The 23,643-nt window shown below is 66.3% G+C and carries 19 protein-coding genes; 12 read left to right on the top strand and 7 right to left on the bottom strand.

Annotated features, from left to right (window positions below):
• Positions 1–138 precede the first annotated feature (138 nt).
• Entirely contained in the window at positions 139–2,310 is a 2,172-nt protein-coding gene (locus tag OLX23_RS12830; RefSeq protein WP_264445388.1) for a putative bifunctional diguanylate cyclase/phosphodiesterase, read from the top strand.
• A 6-nt stretch (positions 2,311–2,316) separates the two neighbouring features.
• Here OLX23_RS12830 and OLX23_RS12835 read toward each other — a convergent pair whose 3' ends face one another.
• On the bottom strand, positions 2,317–3,783 hold the full coding sequence (locus tag OLX23_RS12835) for a hypothetical protein (protein ID WP_264445389.1): 1,467 nt from the start codon (positions 3,781–3,783) through the stop codon (positions 2,317–2,319).
• A gap of 191 nt (positions 3,784–3,974) precedes the next feature.
• Here OLX23_RS12835 and OLX23_RS12840 point away from each other — a divergent pair, with 191 nt between their 5' ends.
• From OLX23_RS12840 to OLX23_RS12890, 11 genes are all read left to right on the top strand, one after another.
• Entirely contained in the window at positions 3,975–5,846 is a 1,872-nt protein-coding gene (locus tag OLX23_RS12840; protein WP_264445390.1) for an FG-GAP-like repeat-containing protein, read from the top strand.
• A 107-nt stretch (positions 5,847–5,953) separates the two neighbouring features.
• Positions 5,954–6,481 (top strand): 50S ribosomal protein L15, encoded by a 528-nt coding sequence (gene rplO / locus OLX23_RS12845; RefSeq protein WP_264445391.1) that lies wholly within the window; start codon positions 5,954–5,956, stop codon positions 6,479–6,481.
• A gap of 144 nt (positions 6,482–6,625) precedes the next feature.
• Entirely contained in the window at positions 6,626–7,975 is a 1,350-nt protein-coding gene (gene secY / locus OLX23_RS12850; RefSeq protein WP_264445392.1) for a preprotein translocase subunit SecY, read from the top strand.
• Between the two features lie 42 nt (positions 7,976–8,017).
• The gene (locus OLX23_RS12855; RefSeq protein WP_264445393.1) at positions 8,018–8,662 is read left to right on the top strand and encodes an adenylate kinase; all 645 of its coding nucleotides are present in this window, start codon (positions 8,018–8,020) and stop codon (positions 8,660–8,662) included.
• Between the two features lie 25 nt (positions 8,663–8,687).
• The gene (locus OLX23_RS12860; RefSeq protein ID WP_264445394.1) at positions 8,688–9,296 is read left to right on the top strand and encodes an SRPBCC family protein; all 609 of its coding nucleotides are present in this window, start codon (positions 8,688–8,690) and stop codon (positions 9,294–9,296) included.
• 325 nt (positions 9,297–9,621) lie between these two features.
• Positions 9,622–9,990, top strand: a complete 369-nt coding sequence (gene rpsM, locus OLX23_RS12865; RefSeq protein WP_264445395.1) for a 30S ribosomal protein S13 — start codon at positions 9,622–9,624, stop codon at positions 9,988–9,990.
• 77 nt (positions 9,991–10,067) lie between these two features.
• Entirely contained in the window at positions 10,068–10,457 is a 390-nt protein-coding gene (gene rpsK, locus OLX23_RS12870; RefSeq protein ID WP_007011846.1) for a 30S ribosomal protein S11, read from the top strand.
• 137 nt (positions 10,458–10,594) lie between these two features.
• Positions 10,595–11,665 carry a DNA-directed RNA polymerase subunit alpha gene (locus OLX23_RS12875; RefSeq protein ID WP_264445396.1) on the top strand — a complete coding sequence of 357 codons (1,071 nt, stop codon included), beginning with the start codon at positions 10,595–10,597 and terminating at the stop codon, positions 11,663–11,665.
• A 122-nt stretch (positions 11,666–11,787) separates the two neighbouring features.
• Positions 11,788–12,210 (top strand): 50S ribosomal protein L17, encoded by a 423-nt coding sequence (gene rplQ / locus OLX23_RS12880; RefSeq protein WP_264445397.1) that lies wholly within the window; start codon positions 11,788–11,790, stop codon positions 12,208–12,210.
• Between the two features lie 87 nt (positions 12,211–12,297).
• Entirely contained in the window at positions 12,298–14,442 is a 2,145-nt protein-coding gene (locus tag OLX23_RS12885) for a prolyl oligopeptidase family serine peptidase (protein WP_413629845.1), read from the top strand.
• A 72-nt stretch (positions 14,443–14,514) separates the two neighbouring features.
• Entirely contained in the window at positions 14,515–15,042 is a 528-nt protein-coding gene (locus tag OLX23_RS12890) for a hypothetical protein (RefSeq protein WP_264445398.1), read from the top strand.
• Here the strand turns inward: OLX23_RS12890 and OLX23_RS12895 are convergent.
• The 6 genes from OLX23_RS12895 to mdh form a co-directional block, all read right to left on the bottom strand.
• Positions 15,039–15,674 (bottom strand): trimeric intracellular cation channel family protein, encoded by a 636-nt coding sequence (locus OLX23_RS12895; protein ID WP_264445399.1) that lies wholly within the window; start codon positions 15,672–15,674, stop codon positions 15,039–15,041. The two genes, OLX23_RS12890 and OLX23_RS12895, sit on opposite strands and share 4 nt — an antisense overlap.
• A 246-nt stretch (positions 15,675–15,920) precedes the next feature.
• Entirely contained in the window at positions 15,921–17,327 is a 1,407-nt protein-coding gene (gene lpdA, locus OLX23_RS12900) for a dihydrolipoyl dehydrogenase (protein WP_264445400.1), read from the bottom strand.
• A 170-nt stretch (positions 17,328–17,497) separates the two neighbouring features.
• Positions 17,498–18,736 (bottom strand): 2-oxoglutarate dehydrogenase complex dihydrolipoyllysine-residue succinyltransferase, encoded by a 1,239-nt coding sequence (gene odhB, locus OLX23_RS12905; RefSeq protein WP_264445401.1) that lies wholly within the window; start codon positions 18,734–18,736, stop codon positions 17,498–17,500.
• Between the two features lie 32 nt (positions 18,737–18,768).
• The gene (locus tag OLX23_RS12910) at positions 18,769–21,603 is read right to left on the bottom strand and encodes a 2-oxoglutarate dehydrogenase E1 component (RefSeq protein WP_264445402.1); all 2,835 of its coding nucleotides are present in this window, start codon (positions 21,601–21,603) and stop codon (positions 18,769–18,771) included.
• Between the two features lie 118 nt (positions 21,604–21,721).
• Positions 21,722–22,612 (bottom strand): succinate--CoA ligase subunit alpha, encoded by an 891-nt coding sequence (sucD, locus tag OLX23_RS12915; RefSeq protein ID WP_264445403.1) that lies wholly within the window; start codon positions 22,610–22,612, stop codon positions 21,722–21,724.
• A 60-nt stretch (positions 22,613–22,672) separates the two neighbouring features.
• Positions 22,673–23,632 (bottom strand): malate dehydrogenase, encoded by a 960-nt coding sequence (gene mdh / locus OLX23_RS12920; RefSeq protein WP_264445404.1) that lies wholly within the window; start codon positions 23,630–23,632, stop codon positions 22,673–22,675.
• Positions 23,633–23,643 lie beyond the last annotated feature (11 nt).

Below are 23,643 nucleotides of genomic sequence, written 5' to 3' on the forward strand. Positions count from 1 at the left end.
CGCATCGCCGATTGCGAGAACAACAGGAAGCTCCGACGAAAGTCGGGGCTTTTTGTTTGCCTAACGTTCTGCCCGAAAGGGTGAAATCAGGATTTTGTTAGGCAAGTTTTGTCAGAACCACCGACATGCGAGGCGATCGTGCGGTGTCCTGATAGAGCGGAGAACGAGGCCGATAGGCTTCGTGCGCTGGCCGAGTACGGGCTCAATCCGCAAGCGGGTCTGCCCAGCCTCGATCCCATCGTCGACCTTGCCGCGCGGCTGTTCGATTGCCCGGTGGCGGCGGTGAACATGATCGGCGACGAGCATGTCTTCCTCGCTGCGAACCACGGCATCGGCGAATGCGACCTGCGCCGCGACGTCTCGTTCTGCGCGCATGCGATCAACCAGGACGAGGTCATGGTGGTCGAGGACGCGACGCTCGATCCGCGCTTCCACGACAATCCGATCGTCCTCGCCGGCCTCATTCGCTTCTACGCCGGCGTCGCGCTGCGCTCGCCCTCGGGCCATGCGCTCGGCGCGCTCTGCGTCATTGATGGCAAGCCGCGCGCCGGTTTCACCCAGCGCGACCGGGCCCAGTTGCGCGAGCTCGCAGGTATGGTCTCGGACAAGCTCGAGTTGCGCCGTATCGGCGCTGTGGCCGAACTGAGCCCGAACCGCTTCGAGGCCAGCGCCGCGACCTCGCCCAAGGCGATCCTCTGTTTCGATGAAACCGGTCTGATCAGCACCTGCAACACCGCGGCCTGCCTGATGTTCGATCGCAGCCTGGATCAGATGGTCGGCCAGTCGATCGACGTGCTGATCGAGGCCGGCGACCGCGCGCTCGCCCATTCGGCCATCGCCCGCGTCCGCGGCGGCGGCCTGCCGCTCAACGTCGGCACGCCGATGATCGGCCTGCGCCGCGACGGCACCCAGTTCCCCGGCGAGTTGCACTGGTCGCGCTGGTACGAGGGCGAGGACATGCACTTCGGCGTGATCGTCGAGGACATGACCGAAAAGCGGCGCGAGCACGATGCGCTCTACCACCTGGCCAACTACGACGCGCTGACCGACCTGCCGAACCGGAACCTGCTTCATCGCCGCATGGAAGAGGCCTTGGTCGACGGGCAGGGCGGCTCGGTGATCTTCACCGATCTCGACGGTCTGACCGACATCAACAACACCTTGGGTCACGGCGCCGGCGATCGCGTACTGGCCCTGGCGGCCGAGCAGATACGCGCGGCGCTGCCCGAGACCGCCTTCCTCGCCCGCGTCGGCGATGCCGAGTTCGCGACCTTGCTGACCGATACCGATCCCGCCGCGATCGGCGCGACCGCGCGCGCGATCAATGCCGCTGTCGCGCGGCCGATCCTGGTCGATGGCCACGAGGTTCGCCTGGTCGGCAGCTCGGGCATGGCGATTGCGCCCGAGCACGGCCAGACCGCCGAGGCCTTGATGGGCAGCGCCGAGTTGGCGCTGTTCCATGCCTATAGCACCGGGCGCGGCGCCACCGTGCTCTACATGCCAAGCCTGCGCGCCGAAGCGGTGGCGCGGCGCATGTACGATGCCGAACTCCACCGCGCCTGGGAGCGCAAGGAATTCGTCCTGTTCTATCAGCCGCAGGTGCGGCTCGACGACGGCTCGGTCACCGGGGCCGAGGCGCTGATCCGCTGGCGCCATCCGGTGCGCGGCCTGTTGCCGCCGGCGGCGTTCCTGCCCGCGCTCGAGGCCAGCGTGCTTGCTGCGTCCGTCGGACAGTGGGTGATCGAGACCGCCTGTGCCCAGGCGGCGCTCTGGCGCAGGTCGCACCCGCAGTTCCGCATGAGCGTGAACCTGTCCGCCGCGCAGCTTCGCGAAGGTGATCTGCCGACCAAGGTGGCCGCCGCGCTGTCGGCGCACGGCTTGCCGCCCGAGGCGCTCGAACTCGAAATCACCGAGAACATCATCCTCGATCACCAGGAAACGATGATCGGCCAGCTCGAGCAGCTGCGCGCGCTCGGCGTCGTGCTCTCGTTCGACGATTTCGGCACGGGCTTCGCGTCGCTCAACCTGCTGCGCAATTTTCCGGTGAGTCAGATCAAGATCGACAAGGGCTTCACCCAGCTCATGCAGACCTCGGCCAAGGACCGGGTCATCGTCGTCGGCCTGATCAACATGGCGCACCAGCTCGGCCTCACGGTCGTCGCCGAGGGCATCGAGAACCGCGCCGATGCCGAGTTCCTCGGCGCGCACGGCTGCGAGAAGGGGCAGGGCTATGCCTTCGGCAAGCCGGTCCCGGCGGCGCTATTCGCCGAGTGCTTCTGCCCGCGGGGTGAGGACCTGCGTCGCGCCTGACGCGCGTCAGCGCGTGCAATCCCCCCAGACGATGATCGTGTCGGTGCCCAGGCGCTCGGGCACGCGAATGGCTTTGATCAGCCGGCAGTGCTGGCCGACGTAGGCCAGCACCAGGCGGTGGGTTTCCGCGTTGATCGGCGCATTGCGGATCGGCTCGGCCATGACCACGGCCCCAGGCCGCAGTGCGAGCAGGCGCCGCGTTTCGCCCAGGGTCGAGCGCGGGCTGGTGTCCTTCTCGATGAGATGGCTGAGGTGGGTGGGGAACACCAGCGGCGTGATCAGCGGCTGACCCGTCAGCCGGTAGATCTGCGGTGGACCGTCATAGCTGAGCAGCGGGCCGCGACCGACATGCGCGCGGGTCGTTGCGACGAGATCGGCGATCGCGGCGCGCGACTGGCGCGTATGCGCGAAGTCGAAAGGCTGCGCGAGAATGAACGACAGCACGGCGATCACCACGATCCACAGCCTGCCGCGCAAGGTCAGGTAGGGCGCAGCGGCGACGCAGAGCGGTACCAGCAGCGGCATGCCATAGTGCAGGTAGAAATTGGGCACCGCGCAGAGCCCGACGAAAGCCGCGGCGAGCCAGAGCAGCACGAAGCGCCGCGGCTCGGGCGCGGTCAGTCGCAGCCCGAACCCGGCGATGGCCAGGAACGGCAGCAGCATCGCGGCCATGATGCCGAAGCGGATCAGCGAGGTCAGCGCGTGCGGTGGCTTGGCGAGGTTCGAGGTGACCATCGCGTGCCAGAATTCGGGCCAGTGGCCGCTCGTCGCATAGCCGGTCGCGATCAGCAGCGTGGGCGCCGCGCCGAGCATCGCCCACAGCAGTGCGGTGCGGATCGCCTGGCCCCGCTCCACCGGCGAGCGCCACAGTACCCAGGCGCTGAACAGGCCGAGGAACGCCCCTTCGAACAGCGCGGTCGTCTTGATCGTGATGCCCAGACCGGCGAGCAGCATCGCCGCGGCGACTTCGCCCGACGCGCGACCTTCGCGCAGCGCGGGGAGCGCGCGCAGCACCAGCAACGCGGCAAGGGCGACGAACAGGTTGTAGAACACCGGGCTCTGTCCGCCGAAGCCCTGCAGCGGTGCGAGCCAGAGCAGGTAGCAGGCGCCGGCGAGGAGGCCGCCAAGATTGCGCTCGTCGTCCGGACGCAGCCGCGCGGCGATGGCGCCGATGGTCGCGGCCGTGGCCACGGCGAACAGGGTGGCGACGAGTTGATAGGCCAGCGGCGCGGTCGAGATCGCGGTGATCAGATAGTAGAGCGCGAAAAGGCCGAACGGCTTGCGGTCCCACAGATCGACATAGGGCAGGGCGCCGTGATGCATGGCAATACCGACGGTGTGATAGAACACCTCGTCGCCGTGCAGGTTGGGATCGCCGAAGGTGTCGCAGCGCAGCATCAGCGCAACGAGCAGGAGGATCGCGAAGCGCGCGAGCGGGGAGATCCGATCCGGCCAGATCGATGGGCTTGGCATTGTTGGCGGTTCCCCCTGATGGTCCGTCTTGCCCCAGTCGCTCCGGCCTGAAAAGAGGGCCTGCGACCGCTCGCCCGTTTGAAAATCCCTAGGCGGCGAGTAACTCGGGATTAACCAGAACTTTGCGATAAGTCCTCCCAATCGCCGGGCCTGCGTGCCGGCCGAGTCCCCTCCAAGACCGACAGGATCGCATGGCCACGACGCCCACTGCCGAAGAGCAGCTGCTTCTCGAACAGATCAACCGTTTTCGCGCCAATCCGGCGGCCGAAGCCGACATCCTGATCGGCACTGGTGCGCTGCCGTCGGTGCTGTCGGCGATCAACTATTTCGGCGTGTCGACGACGGCGTTTCGCGCCAGCCTGGCCGCGCTTTCGCCGGCGGCGCCGGTGGCCTGGAACGCCAATCTCGCCAATGCCGCGGCCGGCCACAACCAGGTGATGATCACGGCCGACGAGCAGACCCACCAGGCCGCGGGCGAACTGGGGCTCGGCGCGCGCATCACCGCCGCCGGCTACAACTGGACCTCGCTCGGCGAGAACGTCTACGCTTTCGCCAACGACGTGGTCCACGGTCATGCCGGCTTCATCATCGACTGGGGCTATGACAAAGAGGACTACGACGGCACCACGCTGCTGTCTGACTGGCGCACGCGCGGCGATGGCATTCAGGATCCCGCCGGCCACCTCAATACCCTGATCAACGCCAATTACACCGAAGTCGGCATCTCGGTCGTCGCGGAAACCAATCCGCAGACCTCGGTCGGCCCCAAGCTGATCACCGAGGATTTCGGGCGAGCCTCGGGCTACAAGGCGCAGTTCGTCGGCGTCGTCATCGACGACAAGGACAAGGACGCCTTCTACGATATCGGTGAGGGCCAGGCGAACGTCACGCTGACCTTCGTGCGTCAGGGCGATGGCGCGACCTATACCACGACGACCTGGTCCTCGGGCGGCTTCCAGATCGTCGCGCCCTCGGGCACTTACAACGTCACCGCTTCGGGTGGCGACCTCGTCGCGCCGGTGAGCCTCACCGCGACGATCGGCAGTGCCAACGTTCATCTGACCGTGATCGAGGGCGCTGCCGCTGCGGCGCCCGCAGCCACGTTGCCGATCATCCAGACGCAGCGCGCCGGCGACTACAACGGCGACGGCCGCGACGATATCATCTGGCGCAACGACGCAGGTTTGGTCTCGAACTGGCTCGGCCAGGCTTCGGGTGGCTTCGTCAGCAACGACGCCAAGTCCTTGAGCGCGGTTCCCGTCAGCTGGAAGATCGTCGGCACCGGCGATTTCAACGGCGACGGGCGCGCAGACCTGATCTGGCGTAACGACAGCGGTACGTTCAGCGACTGGCTGGGTCAGGCCAATGGCGGCTTCGTCAGCAACGACGCCGTGGCCATGCGCAATGTCCCGACCAACTGGAAGGTCGTCGGTACCGGTGATTTCAACGGCGACGGCCGCGACGACGTGCTCTGGCGCAACGATTCGGGTCAGTTCAGCGACTGGCTCGGCCAGGCGAACGGCGGCTTCGTCAGCAACGACGCCAATGCGCTGACTACGGTCGCCACCAACTGGCACGTCGTGGGGACGGGCGATTTCAACGGCGATGGCCGCGACGACGTGCTCTGGCGCAACGATTCTGGCCAGTTCAGCGAGTGGCTTGGCCAGGCGAACGGCGGTTTCGTCAACAATGACGCCAAAGCATCGCGCAATGTTCCCACCAGCTGGAAGGTCGCCGGCACCGGTGACTTCAACGGTGACAGTCGCGACGACGTGCTCTGGCGGAACGATAACGGCACGCTGACCAATTGGTTGGGGCAGGCCGACGGGAGTTTCCTGGTGAACGATGCCAAGGCTTCGACCGTGGTGCCCACCAGCTGGCAGGTCGCCGGTACGGGTGATTTTAACGGCGATGGCCGTGACGACGTCCTCTGGCGCAATTCGGCCGGTGCGGTTAGCGACTGGCTCGGTCGTGCCGACGGTAGCTTCGCCAGCAACGATGCCAATGCCATGGCCAGCGTGATGACCAACTGGCAGATCTCGCTGGCGACGCAGTATCTCTGACGCAGCCCGTCGCATGCTCGCGGAAAAGGGGTGACAGGGCGCCCCGCTTCGCCTAAGGGGCCGCCTTTCCAACCAAGCGCGACCAAAGCGAAAGCGAGTGCAGACCTATGACTTTCAAACTCAACGATCTCCGTGACAATGCCGGTGCCCGCAAGGCCCGCATGCGTGTCGGCCGTGGTATCGGCTCGGGCAAGGGCAAGACCGCCGGCCGCGGCCAGAAGGGTGCCAAGGCGCGCTCGGGCGTCAGCGTCAACGGGTTCGAGGGTGGCCAGATGCCGCTCCACATGCGCATCCCGAAGCGCGGCTTCAACAACATCTTCGCGAAGGACTTCGCCGAAGTGAACCTGGGTCTGATCCAGAAGTTCATCGACGCCGGCAAGCTCGACGTGAAGGCCGACATCGACCACGCCGCGCTCAAGGCGGCCGGTCTTGCCCGTGGCGGCAAGGACGGCGTCCGTCTGCTGGGCAAGGGTGAGTTCTCGGCCAAGGCCAACTTCAAGGTCGACGGCGTGTCGAAGGGCGCGCGCGAGGCGGTCGAGAAGGCCGGCGGTTCGGTGACCGTGCCCGAGGCCGGCCCGAGCGAGCACGAGAAGAAGACCGCACGCCGCGAGGCGAACAAGGCCAAGAAGGCCTAAATTATCAGGACAAAGCCGGGCGGGGTTCTTGCATCCCCGCCCGCGCCCTATATGGGCCTTTCCCATATGGACTGAGGATGACCGGCCCCTCGAACTCGCTCGTCGAGATTCGGCCCCGGCGCCCAAAGCAAGGCTAATCCTTAAATGGCATCACGCGCCGACAATATCGCGAGCAACCTGAACCTCGCCAACTTCTCGAAAGCTACCGAGCTCAAGAAGCGCATCTGGTTCACGGTCGGCGCGCTGATCGTCTTCCGTTTCCTGACTTTCGTGCCGCTGCCGGGTATCAACCCCGTGGCGCTGAAGCAGTTCCTGGATCGCAGCGCTGGCGGCATCCTCGACTTCTTCAACATGTTCTCGGGCGGCGCGCTGTCGAACTACAGCCTGATCAGCCTCGGCGTGATGCCCTACATCACCGCCTCGATCGTGGTGCAGCTGGCAGCCTCGCTGCATCCCTCGCTCGCCGCGCTCAAGAAGGAAGGCGATTCGGGGCGCAAGAAGCTCAACCAGTATTCGCGCTACGGCGCCGTGCTGCTCGCGGTCATCCAGGGCTTCGCAATTCTCAAGAACGCCGAAGTCCAGGGCTTCGCGGTCAATCCCGGCACCTTGTTCTACATCGCCGGCCTGATCTCGCTGGTCGGCGGCACGATGTTCCTGCTGTGGATCGGTGAGCAGATCACCTCGCGCGGCATCGGCAACGGCACTTCGCTGATCATCATGGCCGGTATCGTCGCGCAGATGCCGACGGCGATCGCCAACCTGTTCGAAGGCGGTCGCACCGGTTCGGTCAACGGCTTCCTGATCGCCGGCATGCTGCTGCTGCTGGTCTTCATGGTGCTGATGATCTGCTTCATGGAGCGCGCCCAGCGCCGCCTGCTGATCCAGTATCCCAAGCGCGCGACGCAGCGCGGCATGATGCAGGCCGATCGCAGCCACCTGCCGCTCAAGCTCAACACCGCCGGCGTCATTCCGCCGATCTTCGCCAGCTCGCTGCTGCTGCTGCCGCTGACGATCAGCCAGTTCGCCGGTTCGTCGCTGTCGCCCGACACCACCTTCGGTGCGATCGTCCAGCGCGTGAACCAGTACCTGCAGCACGGCCAGCCCATCTACATGGTGCTCTATGCCGCGGGCATCATCTTCTTCAGCTTCTTCTACACCGCCGTGGTCTTCAACCCGGAAGAGACGTCGGAGAACCTCAAGAAGAACGGTGGCTTCATCCCCGGCATCCGTCCGGGCAAGAACACCGAGAAGTATCTCGACTACGTGCTGACCCGCATCACCGTGATCGGCGCTGCCTATCTCACCGTGGTTTGCGTTCTGCCCGAATGGGTGATCGCTCAGACGGGCATGCACTTCCTGGTCGCGGGCGGCACCAGCCTGCTGATCGTGGTCAACGTCACGGTCGACACCATTACCCAGATCCAGTCGCACCTGCTGGCGCACCAGTACGGCGACCTGATCAAGAAGGCCAAACTCAAGGGACGCATGCGCTGATCGGGGCGCCTGCGGGATCGAAAATATAAAAGGGGCGATGACGTGAATATCATCCTGCTGGGACCGCCGGGGGCGGGCAAGGGGACGCAGGCGCAGCGCCTGGTCGAAAGCCGCGGCATGGTTCAGCTCTCGACCGGCGACATGCTGCGCGAGACGCGCAAGGCCGATACGCCGCTGGGCCGCCAGGTCGCCGAAGTCATGGACTCGGGTGCGCTCGTCTCGGACGAGATCGTCTCGGCCATGATCGACGAGAAGCTTGCGAACCTGCCGGCCGAGACCGGCGTGATCTTCGACGGCTATCCGCGCACCGCCGCGCAGGCCCATTCGCTCGACGACATCCTCGCCGGCCGCGGTCGCAAGCTCGACAGCGTGATCGAACTCGACGTCAACGAGGACGCACTGGTCGAGCGCATCACCGGTCGCTACACCTGCGCCACCTGCGGCAAGGGCTATCACGACACGTTCGAGCTGCCGAAGGTCGAGAACACCTGCGACAAGTGCGGTGGCCACGAGTTCAAGCGCCGGCCCGACGACAACGAGGAAACCGTGCGCACGCGCATGGCCGAGTATCGCGCCAAGACCGCGCCGATTCTGCCGATCTACGAAGCGCGCGGCATCGTCACGCGCGTGGACGGCATGGCGCCGATGGACGATGTTACCGGAGCGATCGAGAAGATCCTCGGCTAGCGGCCGGGCAGGGGGAGACGGGACGATGCGTGGTCTGATTGTTGCGCTGCTCTCGGTGACCCCGCTCTCGCTGGCCCTCGCGGTTCCGGCCCAGGCCGAGGTCGTCGCCAAGACCGACGCGGGCTTCGTCTCGCGTCACGTCGCGGAAGTCACGGCCAGTCCCGAAGAGGCCTGGAAGGTGCTTGTCGAGCCCGCCGAGTGGTGGAACGGCGAGCACAGCTTCTCGGGCGATGCCAAGAACCTCTCGCTCGATGCTCGCGCCGGCGGCTGCTTCTGCGAAGTGCTGCCGGGCGAGGGCGAGAAGGGCTGGCTCAATCCGCGCGGCGGCGTCGAGCACATGCGCGTGGTCTTCGTCGACAAGGACAAGGCGCTGCGCATGACCGGTGGGCTCGGCCCGCTCCAGTCGGAGGCGCTGAGCGGTGCGCTCACGATCACGCTCAAGCCCGTCGAGGGCGGGACGCGCCTGACCTGGGAATATGTCGTCGGCGGCTACATGCGCTACAAGCCCGAGCAGATCGTGCCCGCGGTCGACAAGGTGCTCGGCGAGCAGCTCTCGCGCCTGGCCGACAAGCTCGGCCGCAAGGTGTCGAGCGAGGCGCCCAAGCCGCAGCCGGGGATGGAAGCCGGGCGCTGATCCACGCCAATGCAGTGGACAAGTGATGGCTTCGAAGCGGTGTGAAGCCTTCTCGCTTTGACCTCTTCGGGTCGATCCTGTATGGCGGATTCACCAAAAGGCGATCTCGCCGAAAACCCGGCTTTGAGCAGGGGTTTTTGCTCGCGCGGCGTTGACACTCTCGGCGAATCGCCGTAAGCGCGCCCTTCATTCGACAGAAATGGTTGAGTCCGGCAGGCGACTGCATGATGCACGCCGACCGGGCTTTTTGCCTGTGTTTTCCGTGGAATGACGCGTTGAGATAGGGATCGGCGGACCTGCCATCCCTGTGGAGCAGGAGAATTAAGTGGCTCGTATTGCCGGGGTGAACATCCCCACCAACAAGCGCGTGATCATCGCGCTGACCTACATTCACGGTATCGGCTCGTTCAAGGCCCGCCAGATCGTCGACAAGCTGGGCATCGACCATGCGCGTCGCGTCCAGGACCTGAGCGATCAGGAAGTGCTGCACATCCGCGAGGCGATCGACGCCGAACACACCGTGGAAGGCGATCTTCGTCGCGAGACCGCGATGAACATCAAGCGTCTGATGGACCTGGCCTGCTACCGCGGCCTGCGTCACCGCAAGGGCCTGCCGGTCCGCGGCCAGCGCACGCATACCAACGCCCGCACCCGCAAGGGCAAGGCCAAGCCCATCGCCGGCAAGAAGAAGTAAGCTCACTTCGACCAGCTCAGTACGAGCGGATCGAAGCGAACCTCTTTTCCTTCCGAGACACGACAGGATAACCGATCATGGCACGCGAACCCCAGCGCATTAAGCGCCGCGAGCGTAAGAACATCACGAGCGGCATCGCGCACGTGAATGCGAGCTTCAACAACACGATGGTCACCATCACCGACGCCCAGGGCAATGCGATCAGCTGGTCCTCGGCCGGCATGATGGGCTTCAAGGGCAGCCGCAAGTCGACGCCGTACGCCGCTCAGGTGGCTGCGGACGACGCCGGCAAGAAGGCCGCCGAGCACGGCGTCCGCACCCTCGAAGTCGAAGTCAAGGGCCCGGGTTCGGGCCGCGAGAGCGCGCTGCGCGCTCTGCAGGCGGTGGGCTTCACCATTACCTCGATCCGCGACGTGACGCCGATCCCGCACAACGGTGTTCGGCCTTCCAAGCGTCGCCGCGTCTAACCGAATTGTTTGGCGGAGCGCGTCTCCGCCACTTTTCGGATCGGTCGCGGCCCACCACATGGGCCCGCGGCCCTCGTCCGCAAGACAAAACGGGCGCAAGAACAAGCCCTAGGGCTAAAATTCATTAGGGGACACCCATGACTGTCAACATCAAGAACTGGCAGGAACTGAAGAAGCCCAACAACCTCGAAGTGAAGGCGGGCAACGACCCCAAGCGCCGCGCTACCTTCGTCGCCGAGCCTCTCGAGCGCGGCTTCGGTCTGACGTTGGGCAATGCGCTGCGCCGCGTTCTGCTCTCGTCGCTTCAGGGTGCCGCGATCACCTCGATCAAGATCGAGAACGTGCTGCACGAGTTCTCGTCGCTCGCCGGCGTGCGCGAGGACGTGACCGACATCGTCCTCAACGTGAAGCAGATCGCGCTCAAGATGCAGGGCGAAGGCCCGAAGCGTCTGCAGCTCTCGGCCACCGGCCCGGCCGAAGTCACCGCCGGTGACATCGCCGTGACCGGCGACATCGAGGTCATGAACAAGGACCTGGTGATCTGCCACCTCGACGAAGGCGCGACGCTCAACATGGAGCTGACCGCCGACACGGGTAAGGGCTATGTCCCCGCCGTGGGCAACCGCCCGGTCGACGCGCCGATCGGTCTGATCCCGGTCGACTCGCTCTACTCGCCGGTTCGCCAGGTGTCGTACAAGGTCGACAACGCCCGTATCGGTCAGGAGCTGGACTTCGATAAGCTGAACCTCACCGTTGAGACCGACGGCACGGTGACGCCCGAGGACGCCGTGGCCTATGCCGCGCGCATCCTGCAGGACCAGCTCGCGCTGTTCGTCCACTTCGAGGACGTGGCCCCGATCGGCGCTTCGCCGATGATCGGCCTGGCCGCTGGCGGTGGTGCCGCTGCCGCGGACGAGGGCGACACCAACCAGCTCAACCGTTACCTGCTCAAGAAGGTCGACGAGCTCGAGCTGTCGGTGCGTTCGGCCAACTGCCTCAAGAACGACAACATCATCTACATCGGCGACCTGGTCCAGAAGACCGAGGCCGAGATGCTCCGCACGCCGAACTTCGGCCGCAAGTCGCTCAACGAGATCAAGGAAGTCCTGAGCTCGATGGGTCTGCGCCTCGGCATGGACATCCCGGGCTGGCCGCCCGAGAACATCGAGGAAATGGCCAAGAAGCTCGAGCAGGAACTGCTCGGCTGAGGCTGAAAGGTTTCACCCCGGTTTCGGCCGGGGTGGTAAACCGAAGGGTGACGGCAGCGGCCCCAAGCGCTGCCTGGTCTGGGCTACCTCACACGGGCCCCTAACGAACGAAGGAAAGACACATGCGTCACAAGTACGGTCATCGTAAGCTTCAGCGTACCTCGTCGCACCGCGCTGCCCTGCTGCGCAACATGGCGGCGGCGCTGATCAAGCACGAGCAGATCACCACCACCACCGCCAAGGCCCGCGAACTGCGTCCCTACGCCGAGAAGCTGATCACGCTGGCAAAGCGTGGCGGTCTGTCGAACCGCCGTCTGGCCCACGCCCGTCTGCTCGACGACGCGCAGCTGGTGAAGCTGTTCGACGTCCTGGCCGAGCGTTATGCCGGCCGCGACGGTGGCTACACCCGCATCATCAAGGCCGGCTTCCGCCAGTCGGACGCCGCTCCGATCGCGGTGATCGAGCTGGTCGACCGCGACACCTCGGCCAAGGGCCAGGATTCGGGCCCGGTCTACAGCGAAGAAGAAGATTTCGCCGAGGCGTAAGTCTTCCCGGATCCCGATCCGGTCACGAGATTGCAAAGGCGGTCGCGAGTGCTAGGCTCGCGGCCGCTTTTGCTTTTGGAGAAGAGGATGCCCCGGTTCCCGCTCGCGCTGCTCGCAGCAGCGTGGCTGACCTGTTCCTCGCAAGCACCCGCCAAGGACATGACGCCCATCCAGTATCCCGAAACCCGCCGCGGCGACGTCGCCGAGACGCTGTTCGGCGAGACGATCGCCGATCCCTATCGCTGGCTCGAGAACGACGTCCGCAACGATCCCGAGGTCGCCGACTGGGTCGCGCGCGAGAACAAGGTCACCGATGCCTATCTCGAGACCCTGCCGCAGCGCGCCTGGTTCAAGGATCGCATCCGCGGGCTGATGGACTACGAGCGTTTCGGCCTGCCGACCAAGGCCGGCGGGCGTTATTTCTACCTCCGCAATTCGGGGCTGCAGAACCAGGCGCAGCTGTTCGTCCGCCAGGGCCTGCGCGGCAAGCCGCGGCTGCTGCTCGATCCCAATGTCTGGGCCAAGGACGCCGCGACCGCGCTCGACGCGTGGAAGCCGTCCGACGACGGCAAGCTGCTGCTCTACTCCGTCCAGGACGGCGGCAGCGACTGGCGGATCCTGCGCGTGCTCGACGTAAAGACCGGCACGCCGCTGGCCGACGAGATCCGCTGGGCGAAGTTCACCGATCTCGCCTGGGTGGGCGAGGAGGGCTTCCTCTATTCGCGCTTCCCCGAGCCCAAGGACGGCGAAGCCTTCCAGGCGCGCAATTACAATCAGGCGATCTGGTTCCATCGGATCGGCACGCCGCAATCGGCGGACGAACTGGTCTATGCCACGCCCGACCATCCCGAATATGGCCATACCGCGCAGGTGACGCAGGACGGGCGCCTGTTGGTGATCCACAGCCAGATCGGCACCGACGCGCGCTACGAGGTCCACACGATCGATCTCGCGCGCCGCGCCAAGGAGGGCTGGAAGCCCCGGGCGCTGGTCAAAGGCTTCGAGCACGACTGGCGCCTGGTCGACGGCATGGGCCAGGTGCTGTGGTTCGTGACCAACCAGGACGCGCCGCGCTATCGCCTGGTGGCGATCGACCTCGGGCAGCGCGCGCCGCAATGGCGGCAGCTGGTCGCGCAAACCGAAGAGACGCTGCAGCAGGCGACGATCATCGGCAACCAACTGGTGCTGCAGTACCTGAAGGACGCGTCGAGCCTGGCGCTGGTCTATGGCCTCGACGGCAAGTCCGTGCGCTCGATCTCGCTGACGGGCATCGGCACGGCCGCGGGCTTCGGCGGGAAGCCCGGCGATCCCGAGACCTTCTATGCCTTCACCAGCTTCAACCGGCCACAGACGATATATCGGATGAACCTGGCGACGGGCCAGTCGACGCCTTTTGCCAGCCCCGAACTGCAGTTCGATCCGCGCGATTTCACGGTCGAGCAGCGCTTCTACGCCTCGAAGGACGGGACGCGTGTGCCGATGTTCGTCGTCCGCAAGAAGGGCGTGGCCGCCGCGGGCAAGCCCGTGCCGACGATCCTCTACGGCTACGGCGGCTTCGACGTGTCGCTGACCCCCAGCTTCTCGGCGATCCGCATGGCCTGGCTCGAGGCGGGCGGGGCCTTCGCGCTCGCCAACCTGCGCGGCGGCGGCGAGTACGGCCGCGCCTGGCATGACGGCGGCCGGCGCGAGAACAAGCAGAACGTGTTCGACGATTTCATCGCCGCCGGCGAATATCTGATCGCGGAGGGGATCACCCCCAAGGGCGGCCTGGCGATCCAGGGCGGATCGAACGGCGGCCTGCTCGTCGGCGCCGTGGTCAACCAGCGGCCCGATCTCTTCGCTGCTGCCAATGCTGCGGTCGGCGTCATGGACATGCTGCGCTTCGATCGCTTCACCGCCGGCCGCTATTGGGTCGACGACTACGGCTATCCCGATCGCGAGAAGGACTTCCGCGTGCTGCGCGCCTATTCGCCCTATCACAACATCGCCCCCGGCAAGGACTATCCGGCGATGCTGGTGACCACCGCCGATACCGACGACCGCGTCGTGCCCGGCCACAGCTTCAAGTATACCGCGGCCCTGCAGGCGGCGAAGGTCGGCGCCCGGCCGCAGCTGATCCGCGTCGAGACACGCGCCGGCCACGGTTCGGGCAAGCCGACCGACAAGGCGATCGAGGAGGGGGCCGACGTGCTGGCCTTTCTCGCGCAGTGGACGGGCCTCAAGCTGCCCTGAGGCGGTTCAGCCCTGTGAAAGCCGATCTGGGCTAGGGACTCGCAGATTGGGCTATCAGGGGTTTCGCTGGCCATGACGCTTTTCCGTTCCCGTACCGCCGCCGCGCTGGCCGCTGCGGCTGCGCTTTCGCTCTCGGCCACGCCCGCCATGGCGCGGGGCTGGAACCGGCATCACGACCGCGGCGGTCTCGACGCCGGCGACGTGTTCGGCGGCCTGCTGATCATCGGCGGCGTCGCCGCGATCGCCAGCGCCGTGTCGAAGTCGAACAAGGACCGTCAGGCCCGCGATAACGCGAACTATCCTGACCAGGCGCGCTACTACGATCAGTACTACCGCGATGCGCGCGGTGACGAAGCGGCCGACTACGGCCGCGACGACTATCGCGCACCGCCGGCGAGCTCGTGGCGTTCGGGCGTCAGCGTCGACGCCGCGGTCGATGCCTGCGTCGGCGAGGTCGAGCGCGACCGTTCGATCGAAAGCGTCGATTCGGTCAACCGCGAGAGCGAGGGCTGGCGCGTCTCGGGCCGCGTGCGCGACGGCGGCGACTTCTCCTGCTCGGTCGACGGCAGCGGCCGCGTGCGGAACGTCTCGGGCGTCTAATTCTCGCGGATGCGGTTGTAAGCGGGGATCGCCAGCGACCAGTGGATCGAGGCACCGCGCAGGACGAAGCCTGCAACCGCGGACACCGGCCAGACGATCTCGTTGGGTAGCGACAGCAGCGTACCGATCACCGCCAGCGCCGAGCTCAAGGCCGCGGCGGTGACGTAGAGTTCGCGGCGCATCAGGATCGAAGGCTGGCCGGCCAGAACGTCGCGGATGATGCCGCCGACGCAGCCGGTGATGACCCCCATCAGCGCCGCGGTCACCGGCGGCGTGCCATAGCCGAGTGCCTTGACCGTGCCGAGCACGGCATAGGCGCTGAGGCCCACGGCATCGGCCCATTCGAGCAGGCGGCCCTCCCACCAGCGATGCGGTGTCAGCCAGGCGAGCACGGCAACCGCGAGGCAGGTCGGCGCGACGGCCGGGTCGCGGATCCAGAACACGGGTGCGCCGATCAGCAGGTCGCGCACCGAGCCGCCGCCGACGCCGGTGACCAACGCGAAGAAGGCCATGGTCACGAAGTCCTGCCGCAGCCGTGCCGCGAGCAGTGCTCCCGATAGAGCGAAGACGGCGATGCCGGCGAGATCGAGGAACCCGATGATCGCGGGCAGGGCAGGGTCGGACAGCGGCATCGCCTCGCTATAGCGGGCGATACCGGCGCTGTCGCGCCCCGGTCAGCGCTTGAGCGCGTCGCCGATCGAGATCGTGCCGAGCACGACGGCGAAGGTCCCCATGCCGATCAGAACCAGCATCTCGAAATGTGCACCGACGAAACCGAACATAGCAAAGCCTCCCTGACGGAACCGCATCGTCATGCGGTAGGTCGGGGAGGCTTTCCTTGATCGGGATCAAGAACGCGGACTTGGTCCGCGTCGCGATCAAATGTGGATCGGCTTGCCGCGCACGGCCATGGCCGCTTCCTTGATTGCTTCCGAATGGGTCGGGTGCGCGTGGCAGGTATAGGCGATGTCTTCGCTCAGCGCGCCGAATTCCATGGCCTGGGCAGCCTGGGCGATCATCGTGCCGGCGACCGAAGCAATGCACCAGACGCCGAGCACGCGGTCGGTCTTGGCATCGGCGATGACCTTGACGAAGCCGTCGGTCTCGCGGTTGGTCTTGGCGCGGCTGTTGGCGAGCATCGGGAACTTGCCGACCTTGATCTCACCCTTCTCCTTGGCCTGCTCTTCGGTCAGGCCGACGCCGGCGATTTCGGGGAAGGTGTAGACCACGCTCGGGATCACCGCGTGGTTCACGATGCCGATCTGGCCGGCGATGTTCTCGGACACGGCGATGCCCTCGTCTTCGGCCTTGTGCGCGAGCATCGGACCGGGGATGACGTCGCCGATCGCCCAGACGCCGTCGATCTTGGTGCGGAAATCGTGGTCGGTTTCGATCTGGCCGCGCGCATTGGGTGCGAGGCCGATCTTGTCGAGGCCGAGGCCGTCGGTGTTGGGGCGGCGGCCGATCGAGACCAGCACGCAGTCGGCCTCGAGCGCTTCGGCGTCGCCGCCGGCGGCGGGTTCGAGCGTCAGGGTGACCTTCTTGCCCTTGATCGCGGCCTTGGTGACCTTGGTCGAGAGCTTGAGCTCCATGCCCTGCTTCTTGAACAGCTTGCCGGCTTCCTTGCGGACTTCGCCGTCCATGCCGGGGAGCAGCGCGTCGAGGAATTCGACGACGGTGACCTTGGCACCGAGGCGGCGCCAGACCGAGCCGAGTTCGAGCCCGATCACGCCGCCGCCGACCACGACGAGATGGCCGGGGACGCGATCGAGCGCGAGCGCGCCGGTGGAGTCGACGATCAGACCCTTGTCGTTGTCGACCTCGATGCCGGGCAGCGGCGTCACCGAAGAGCCCGTGGCGATGATGACGTTCCTGGCGGTCACGGCCTTGCCCGCGACTTCGACCGTGTGCGCGTCCTGGAAGGTGGCGCGGCCCTTGAGCCAGTCGATCTTGTTCTTCTTGAACAGGTACTCGATGCCGCCGGTCAGTTCCTTGACCGCCGTGGCCTTCTCGGCCTGGAGCGTCGGCAGGTCGAGCTCGACCTTGCCGGTCTTCACGCCGAACTTGGCGAGCGTGCCGTGGGCGGCTTCCTCGAACAGTTCGGAACCGTGGAGCAGCGCCTTCGAGGGGATGCAGCCGACGTTGAGGCAGGTGCCGCCGAGCGTCTCGCGGCTCTCGGCGCAGGCGGTCTTGAGCCCGAGCTGCGCCGCGCGCACCGCGGCGACGTAACCGCCGGGGCCGGCACCGATGACGAGGACGTCGTAGTCGTAGTTCTGGTCAGCCATCATCCGTCCTTCAAACATCCTCCCCAATATGGGGAGGGGGACCGCCGACGTGCAACGTCGGTGGTGGAGGGGGCTCTCGTCCGGGCGCTACCGCGAGAGGAAGTGCCGAGCCGCGCGCCCCCTCCACCACCCTGCGGGTGGTCCCCCTCCCCGTGCCGGGGAGGATGAAATCACAGGTCGATCAGCAGCCGCGTCGGATCCTCGATCGCTTCCTTGATCGTCTTGAGCGCGGTCACCGCTTCGCGGCCGTCGATGATGCGGTGGTCGTACGACAGCGCGATGTACATCATCGGGCGGATGACGATCTCGCCGTTGCGGACGACCGCTCGGTCCTCGATGCGGTGCAGGCCGAGCACGGCCGACTGTGGCGGGTTGATGATCGGGGTCGACATCAGGCCGCCGAACACGCCGCCGTTGGAGATCGTGAAGGTGCCGCCCTTCATGTCGTCCATGGTCAGGGCGCCGTCCTTGGCCTTCTTGCCATATTCGGCGATCGCCTTCTCGATGTCGGCGAAGGACAGCGCGTCGACGTTGCGGACCACCGGCACGACCAGGCCGTTGGGGGCCGAGACCGCGACCGAGAGGTCGACGTAGTCGTGATAGACGATCTCGTCGCCCTGGATCTGGGCGTTGACCGCGGGGATGTCCTTGAGCGCGAGGACCGAGGCCTTGGCGAAGAACGACATGAAGCCGAGCTTCACACCGTGCTTCTTGACGAACAGGTCCTTGTAGCGGTCGCGCGCGGCAATCACTTCGGTCATGTCGACGTCGTTGAACGTGGTCAGTAGCGCTGCGGTGTTCTGCGCGTCCTTGAGGCGCTTGGCGATCGTCTGGCGCAGGCGCGTCATCTTGACGCGTTCCTCGCGGCGCTCGCCCGCGGGGGCGGTCGCTACCGCTGCGGGCGCCGGCGAGGCGGCGGCCGTCGCGGCGGGGGCAGGGGTGGCCTGCTTGGCCTGGGCCGCGGCGACGATGTCTTCCTTGGTCAGGCGGCCGTCCTTGCCGGTGCCGCGCACGGTCGAGGGGTCGATGCCATATTCGAGCACGGCGCGACGCACCGAGGGGGAGAGCGCGGCATCGCCGGCATCTTCGCCCTTGGGCGGCATCGTGTCCGAAGCCGGCGGGATCGCCTTCTCGGCGCGCGGCGCGACCGGGGCGGCGCCGGCGACCGCGGTCGAATCCTCGATCGTCGCGATCAGCGCGCCGACCGAGACGGTATCGCCTTCCTTGGCGATATGCGCGCCCATGACGCCCGCGGCGGGGGCCATGACGTCGATCGCGACCTTGTCGGTTTCGAGGCTGGCGATCGGCTCGTCGAGCACCACGGCTTCGCCGGGCTGCTTGAGCCACTGGCCGATCGTGGCTTCGGAAACCGATTCACCGAGGACGGGGACTTTGACTTCGCTGGACATCGTGGACCTTCCTGAGACCTGTGGGCCTGCGATCACTTCTTGCCGGTGCGGCGGCGGATTTCGGAGCGGACCGAGAGGCCCAGGGCATCGGCGACGAGCGCGCCCTGTTCGTTCTCGTGCCGCTTGGCGAGGCCGGTGGCGGGCGAGGCGCTGGCCGAGCGGCCGGCGTAGCGCGGACGCGCGATCTTGCACTTCGCCGCGGCGAGGGCTTCCTCGATGAACGGCTCGACGAAGGACCAGGCGCCCTGGTTCTTGGGCTCTTCCTGGCACCAGACGACCTCTTCGAGGTTGACCAGCTTCTCGATGCGCGCGGTCAGCGGCTCGCCCGGGAACGGATAGAGCTGCTCGACGCGGACCACCGTGGTGTCCTTGAGCTCGGCGGCGTCACGCGCTTCCATCAGGTCGTAACCGACCTTGCCCGAGCACAGGACGAGCTTCTTGACGTCCTTGTCCGCGGGCGGGGTGCGATCGGCCATCAGGCGGCGGAAGTGGCTGTTGCCGACGAAGTCCTCGAGCTCCGACTTCGCCAGCGGATGCCGCAGCAGCGACTTCGGCGTCATGATCACCAGCGGCTTGCGGAACGAGCGGTGCATCTGGCGGCGCAGAACGTGGAAGTAGTTCGACGGCGTCGTGATGTTGCAGACCTGGATATTGTCCTGCGCGCAGAGCTGCAGGAAGCGTTCCAGGCGTGCCGACGAGTGCTCGGGACCCTGGCCCTCGTAACCGTGCGGCAGCAGCAGGACGAGGCCGTTGGCGCGCAGCCACTTGGCTTCCGCGGCGGCGATGTACTGATCGATGATGATCTGCGCGCCGTTGGCGAAGTCGCCGAACTGCGCTTCCCAGAGCACCAGCGTCTTGGGATCGGTCATCGCATAGCCGTACTCGAAGCCGAGCACGCCATATTCGCTGAGCGGGCTGTCGAGCACCTCGAAGCGGCCGTGCGGCACGGTCGAGAGCGGGACGTACTTGTGCTCGTCGTTCTGGTCGACCCAGACCGCGTGGCGCTGGCTGAAGGTGCCGCGACCCGAGTCCTGGCCCGACAGGCGCACGCCGTAGCCTTCGGAGATCAGGCTGCCGAAGGCGAGCGCTTCACCGGTCGCCCAGTCGAAGCCCTGGCCTTCCTTGAACGCCGTCCGCTTGCCGTCGAGCACGCGGTTCAGCGTCTTGTGGATCGTCAGGTCTTCGGGGACCGTGGTCAAGGTGCGACCGAGGCTCTCGAACAGCTTGTTCTCGATGCCCGTGGGGGCGTTGCGACGCGCACCTTCGGGGTCGTTGGGGCGGTTGAACCCGCTCCAGCGGCCGGCGAACCAGTCGGCCTCGTTGGCCTTGTAGGTCTTGGCCGCCTCGAACTCTTCCTCGAGATTGGCGACGAAGCCGTCGGCATATTCGCCGAGATAGCCGCCTTCGACCACGCCTTCCTCGACCAGCCGCTTGGCATAGATCTCGGACACCGGCGGATGCTGGCGGATCTGCGAATACATCAGCGGCTGCGTGAAGCTGGGCTCGTCACCCTCGTTGTGACCGAAGCGGCGATAGCACCACATGTCGATCACGACGTCCTTGTCGAACTTCTGGCGGAAGTCGACGGCCATCTTGCAGGCGAAGGTCACGGCTTCGGGATCGTCGCCGTTGACGTGGAAGATCGGCGCCTGGACGCCCTTGGCGACGTCCGAGGGGTACGGCGAATTGCGCGCGAACTGCGGGCTCGTCGTGAAGCCGATCTGGTTGTTGATGATGAAGTGCAGGCAGCCGCCGGTAGCGTAGCCACGGATACCCTGGAAGCCCAGGCATTCCCAGACGATGCCCTGGCCGGCGAAGGCGGCGTCGCCGTGCAGCAGCACGGGCAGGACCTGGTCCATTTCCTCGAGGTCGTCGCGCATGGTCAGGGTCGCGCGGACCTTGCCGAGCACGACGGGATCGACCGTCTCGAGGTGCGAGGGGTTGGGCACCAGGCTCATGTGAACCTTGATCCCGTCGAACTCGCGGTCGGTCGAAGTGCCGAGGTGGTACTTGACGTCGCCCGAGCCGCCGACGTCCTCGGGATTGGCGGTGCCGCCCGAGAACTCGTGGAAGATGACCTTGTAGGGCTTGGCCATGACGTTCGCGAGCACGTTGAGGCGGCCGCGGTGGGCCATGCCGACGACGATCTCGCGCACGCCCATCTGGCCGCCGCGCTTGATCACGGCTTCGAGCGCCGGGATCATCGATTCACCGCCGTCGAGGCCGAAGCGCTTGGTGCCGACGTACTTCTTGCCGAGGAACTTCTCGTACTGCTCGCCGCGGACGACGGCCTGGAGGATCGCCTTCTTGCCGAGCACGGTGAAGTCGATCGACTTGTCGGCGCCTTCCATCCGGTCCTGGAGGAAGCGGCGCTCCTCCACGTCCGAGATATGCATGTATTCGAGGCCGACCTTGCCGCAGTAGTTGGTCTGCAGGATGTCGACGACCTCGCGGATCGAGGCCCAGTCCTTGCCGAGGAAACCGCCGAGGAAGATCTTGCGATCGAGCGCGGCGCCGGTGAAGCCGTGATACTCGGGGGTGAGATCGGCGGGCAGTTCGCGCTTCGACAGGCCCAGCGGATCGAGATCCGCCGCGAGGTGACCGCGCACGCGATAGGTGCGGATCAGCATCATCGCGCGGATCGAGTCCATCGCCGCGGCTTCGATCGCGGCATCGTCGAGCGGTGCGGCCGACTTGGCGGTGGCGGCCTTGATCGCCGCCTTCATCACCGTCGGGTCGAGCGCCTGGGTCAGGTCGTCCTCGTCCCCGCCACCGACCAGCGGCCAGTTGCTCTTCTGCCAGGAGGGACCCGGCTGGGGGCCGGAGTCCTGAAAGTCGGGAAGGAAGTCGTGGTTTTCGTTACCCATGGCGCGTAGCCTCACGTGCCCCGGCTTGCGCCGGGGCCTTAGATTTTAGGCGAGGGAGCGCCATGCGACGCTCCGCGAATGTTCCTCCCGAAGTTTCCCCCCGGAAACTATCGGCGACTTATGCCAGTTCCTTCAGCAGACCCGACAGCGTGGTGCCGAGCTCCGAAGGCGAGGGCGAGACGCGGATGCCCGCCTCTTCCATCGCTGCGATCTTGTCCTCGGCGCCGCCCTGGCCGCCCGAGACGATCGCACCGGCGTGGCCCATGCGACGGCCCGGAGGGGCCGTGCGACCAGCGATGAAGCCGACCATGGGCTTCTTGCGGCCGCGCTTGGCTTCGTCCTTGAGGAACTGCGCGGCTTCTTCTTCGGCCGAACCGCCGATTTCGCCGATCATGATGATCGACTTGGTCTCGTCGTCGGCCAGGAACAGTTCGAGGACGTCGATGAAGTTGGTGCCGTTGACCGGGTCGCCGCCGATGCCGACCGCGGTGGTCTGGCCCAGACCCGCGTTGGTCGTCTGGAACACGGCTTCGTAGGTCAGCGTGCCCGAGCGCGAGACCACGCCGACCGAACCCTTCGAGAAGATGTTGCCGGGCATGATGCCGATCTTGCACTCGCCGGGCGTCAGGACGCCGGGGCAGTTCGGGCCGATCAGGCGCGACTTCGAGCCCGAGAGGGCGCGCTTGACGCGGACCATGTCGAGCACCGGGGCGCCCTCGGTGATCGCGACGATCAGCTCGATCTCGGCGTCGATCGCTTCCAGGATCGCGTCGGCGCAGCCCGCGGGCGGCACGTAGATGCAGCTGGCGGTGGCGCCGGTGGCGGCCTTCGCTTCGGCGACGGTGTCGTACTGGGGCAGGCCGATGTGGTCGGTGCCGCCCTTGCCGGGGGTCACGCCCGCAACCATCTGCGTGCCGTAGTCGAGCGCAGCCTGGGTGTGGAAGCTGCCGGTCTTGCCGGTCATGCCCTGGGTGATGACCTTCGTGTTCTTGTCGACGAGAATGGACATTCAGTGCTCCTGGGGAGGAAGTTTCAGGTCCGTGGGGCGAAGTCTATCGCCCCCGGGAAATCAAGCCAGCGAAGGATCGATGCCCTTGCAGGCAGCTACCAGTTCCTTGACGGCATCGATCGACACCTGGAGGCCGGCCTTGCCGGTCTCGTCGAGCGCGATCTCGATCACTTCCTCGGCGCCGCCGGCGCCGATGATGGCGGGCACGCCGACATAGAGGTCATCGATGCCGTACTTGCCCTGGACGCGGACGGCGCAGGGCAGGATGCGCTTCTGGTCGCCCAGGTAGCTCTCGGCCATGGCGATCGCCGAAGCGGCGGGGGCGTAGAAGGCCGAGGTGCCGAGCAGGCCGACGATCTCGCCGCCGCCGACCGCGGTGCGCTTGATGATCGCGTCGATCTTCTCCTGGGTCGTGCGGCCCATCTTGATCAGGTCGGGGATCGGGATGCCCTTGACGGTCGAGTATTCGGCGACGGGGACCATGGTGTCGCCGTGGCCGCCGAGCACGAAGCTCGAGACGTCACGCACCGAGACGGCGAACTCTTCGGCGAGGAAGGTCGAGAAGCGCGCCGAATCGAGCACGCCGGCCATGCCGACGACCTTGTTGTGCGGCAGGCCCGAGAATTCGCGCAGCGCCCAGACCATGGCGTCGAGCGGGTTGGTGATGCAGATGACGAAAGCGTCGGGGGCGTTGGCCTTGATGCCTTCGCCGACCGACTTCATGACCTTGAGGTTGATGCCCAGCAGGTCGTCGCGGCTCATGCCCGGCTTGCGCGGCACACCGGCGGTGACGATGATCACGTCGGCGCCGGCGATGTCCTTGTAATCGTTGGTGCCCTTGACGTTGACGTCGAAGCCTTCGACCGGGCCGCACTGCAGCAGGTCGAGCGCCTTGCCCTGGGGAACGCCCTCGACGATGTCGAACAGGACGACGTCGCCCAGTTCCTTCTGCGCGGCGAGGTGAGCCAGGGTGCCGCCGATGTTGCCGGCACCGATGAGGGCGATCTTCTTGCGAGCCATGATGGGGGAAG

It is taken from the genome of Novosphingobium sp. JCM 18896, assembly GCF_025938095.1.
Taxonomy (GTDB): domain Bacteria; phylum Pseudomonadota; class Alphaproteobacteria; order Sphingomonadales; family Sphingomonadaceae; genus Novosphingobium.

Coding starts and splice junctions, on each gene's coding strand:
- sucD (WP_264445403.1), bottom strand. CDS start 22,612: ATGTCCATTCTCGTCGACAAGAACACGAAGGTCATCACCCAGGGCATG.
- rpsK (WP_007011846.1), top strand. CDS start 10,068: ATGGCACGCGAACCCCAGCGCATTAAGCGCCGCGAGCGTAAGAACATC.
- OLX23_RS12885 (WP_413629845.1), top strand. CDS start 12,298: ATGCCCCGGTTCCCGCTCGCGCTGCTCGCAGCAGCGTGGCTGACCTGT.
- secY (WP_264445392.1), top strand. CDS start 6,626: ATGGCATCACGCGCCGACAATATCGCGAGCAACCTGAACCTCGCCAAC.
- mdh (WP_264445404.1), bottom strand. CDS start 23,632: ATGGCTCGCAAGAAGATCGCCCTCATCGGTGCCGGCAACATCGGCGGC.
- OLX23_RS12895 (WP_264445399.1), bottom strand. CDS start 15,674: ATGCCGCTGTCCGACCCTGCCCTGCCCGCGATCATCGGGTTCCTCGAT.
- OLX23_RS12835 (WP_264445389.1), bottom strand. CDS start 3,783: ATGCCAAGCCCATCGATCTGGCCGGATCGGATCTCCCCGCTCGCGCGC.
- rplQ (WP_264445397.1), top strand. CDS start 11,788: ATGCGTCACAAGTACGGTCATCGTAAGCTTCAGCGTACCTCGTCGCAC.
- OLX23_RS12840 (WP_264445390.1), top strand. CDS start 3,975: ATGGCCACGACGCCCACTGCCGAAGAGCAGCTGCTTCTCGAACAGATC.
- OLX23_RS12860 (WP_264445394.1), top strand. CDS start 8,688: ATGCGTGGTCTGATTGTTGCGCTGCTCTCGGTGACCCCGCTCTCGCTG.
- OLX23_RS12910 (WP_264445402.1), bottom strand. CDS start 21,603: ATGGGTAACGAAAACCACGACTTCCTTCCCGACTTTCAGGACTCCGGC.
- odhB (WP_264445401.1), bottom strand. CDS start 18,736: ATGTCCAGCGAAGTCAAAGTCCCCGTCCTCGGTGAATCGGTTTCCGAA.
- lpdA (WP_264445400.1), bottom strand. CDS start 17,327: ATGGCTGACCAGAACTACGACTACGACGTCCTCGTCATCGGTGCCGGC.
- OLX23_RS12890 (WP_264445398.1), top strand. CDS start 14,515: ATGACGCTTTTCCGTTCCCGTACCGCCGCCGCGCTGGCCGCTGCGGCT.
- OLX23_RS12875 (WP_264445396.1), top strand. CDS start 10,595: ATGACTGTCAACATCAAGAACTGGCAGGAACTGAAGAAGCCCAACAAC.
- rplO (WP_264445391.1), top strand. CDS start 5,954: ATGACTTTCAAACTCAACGATCTCCGTGACAATGCCGGTGCCCGCAAG.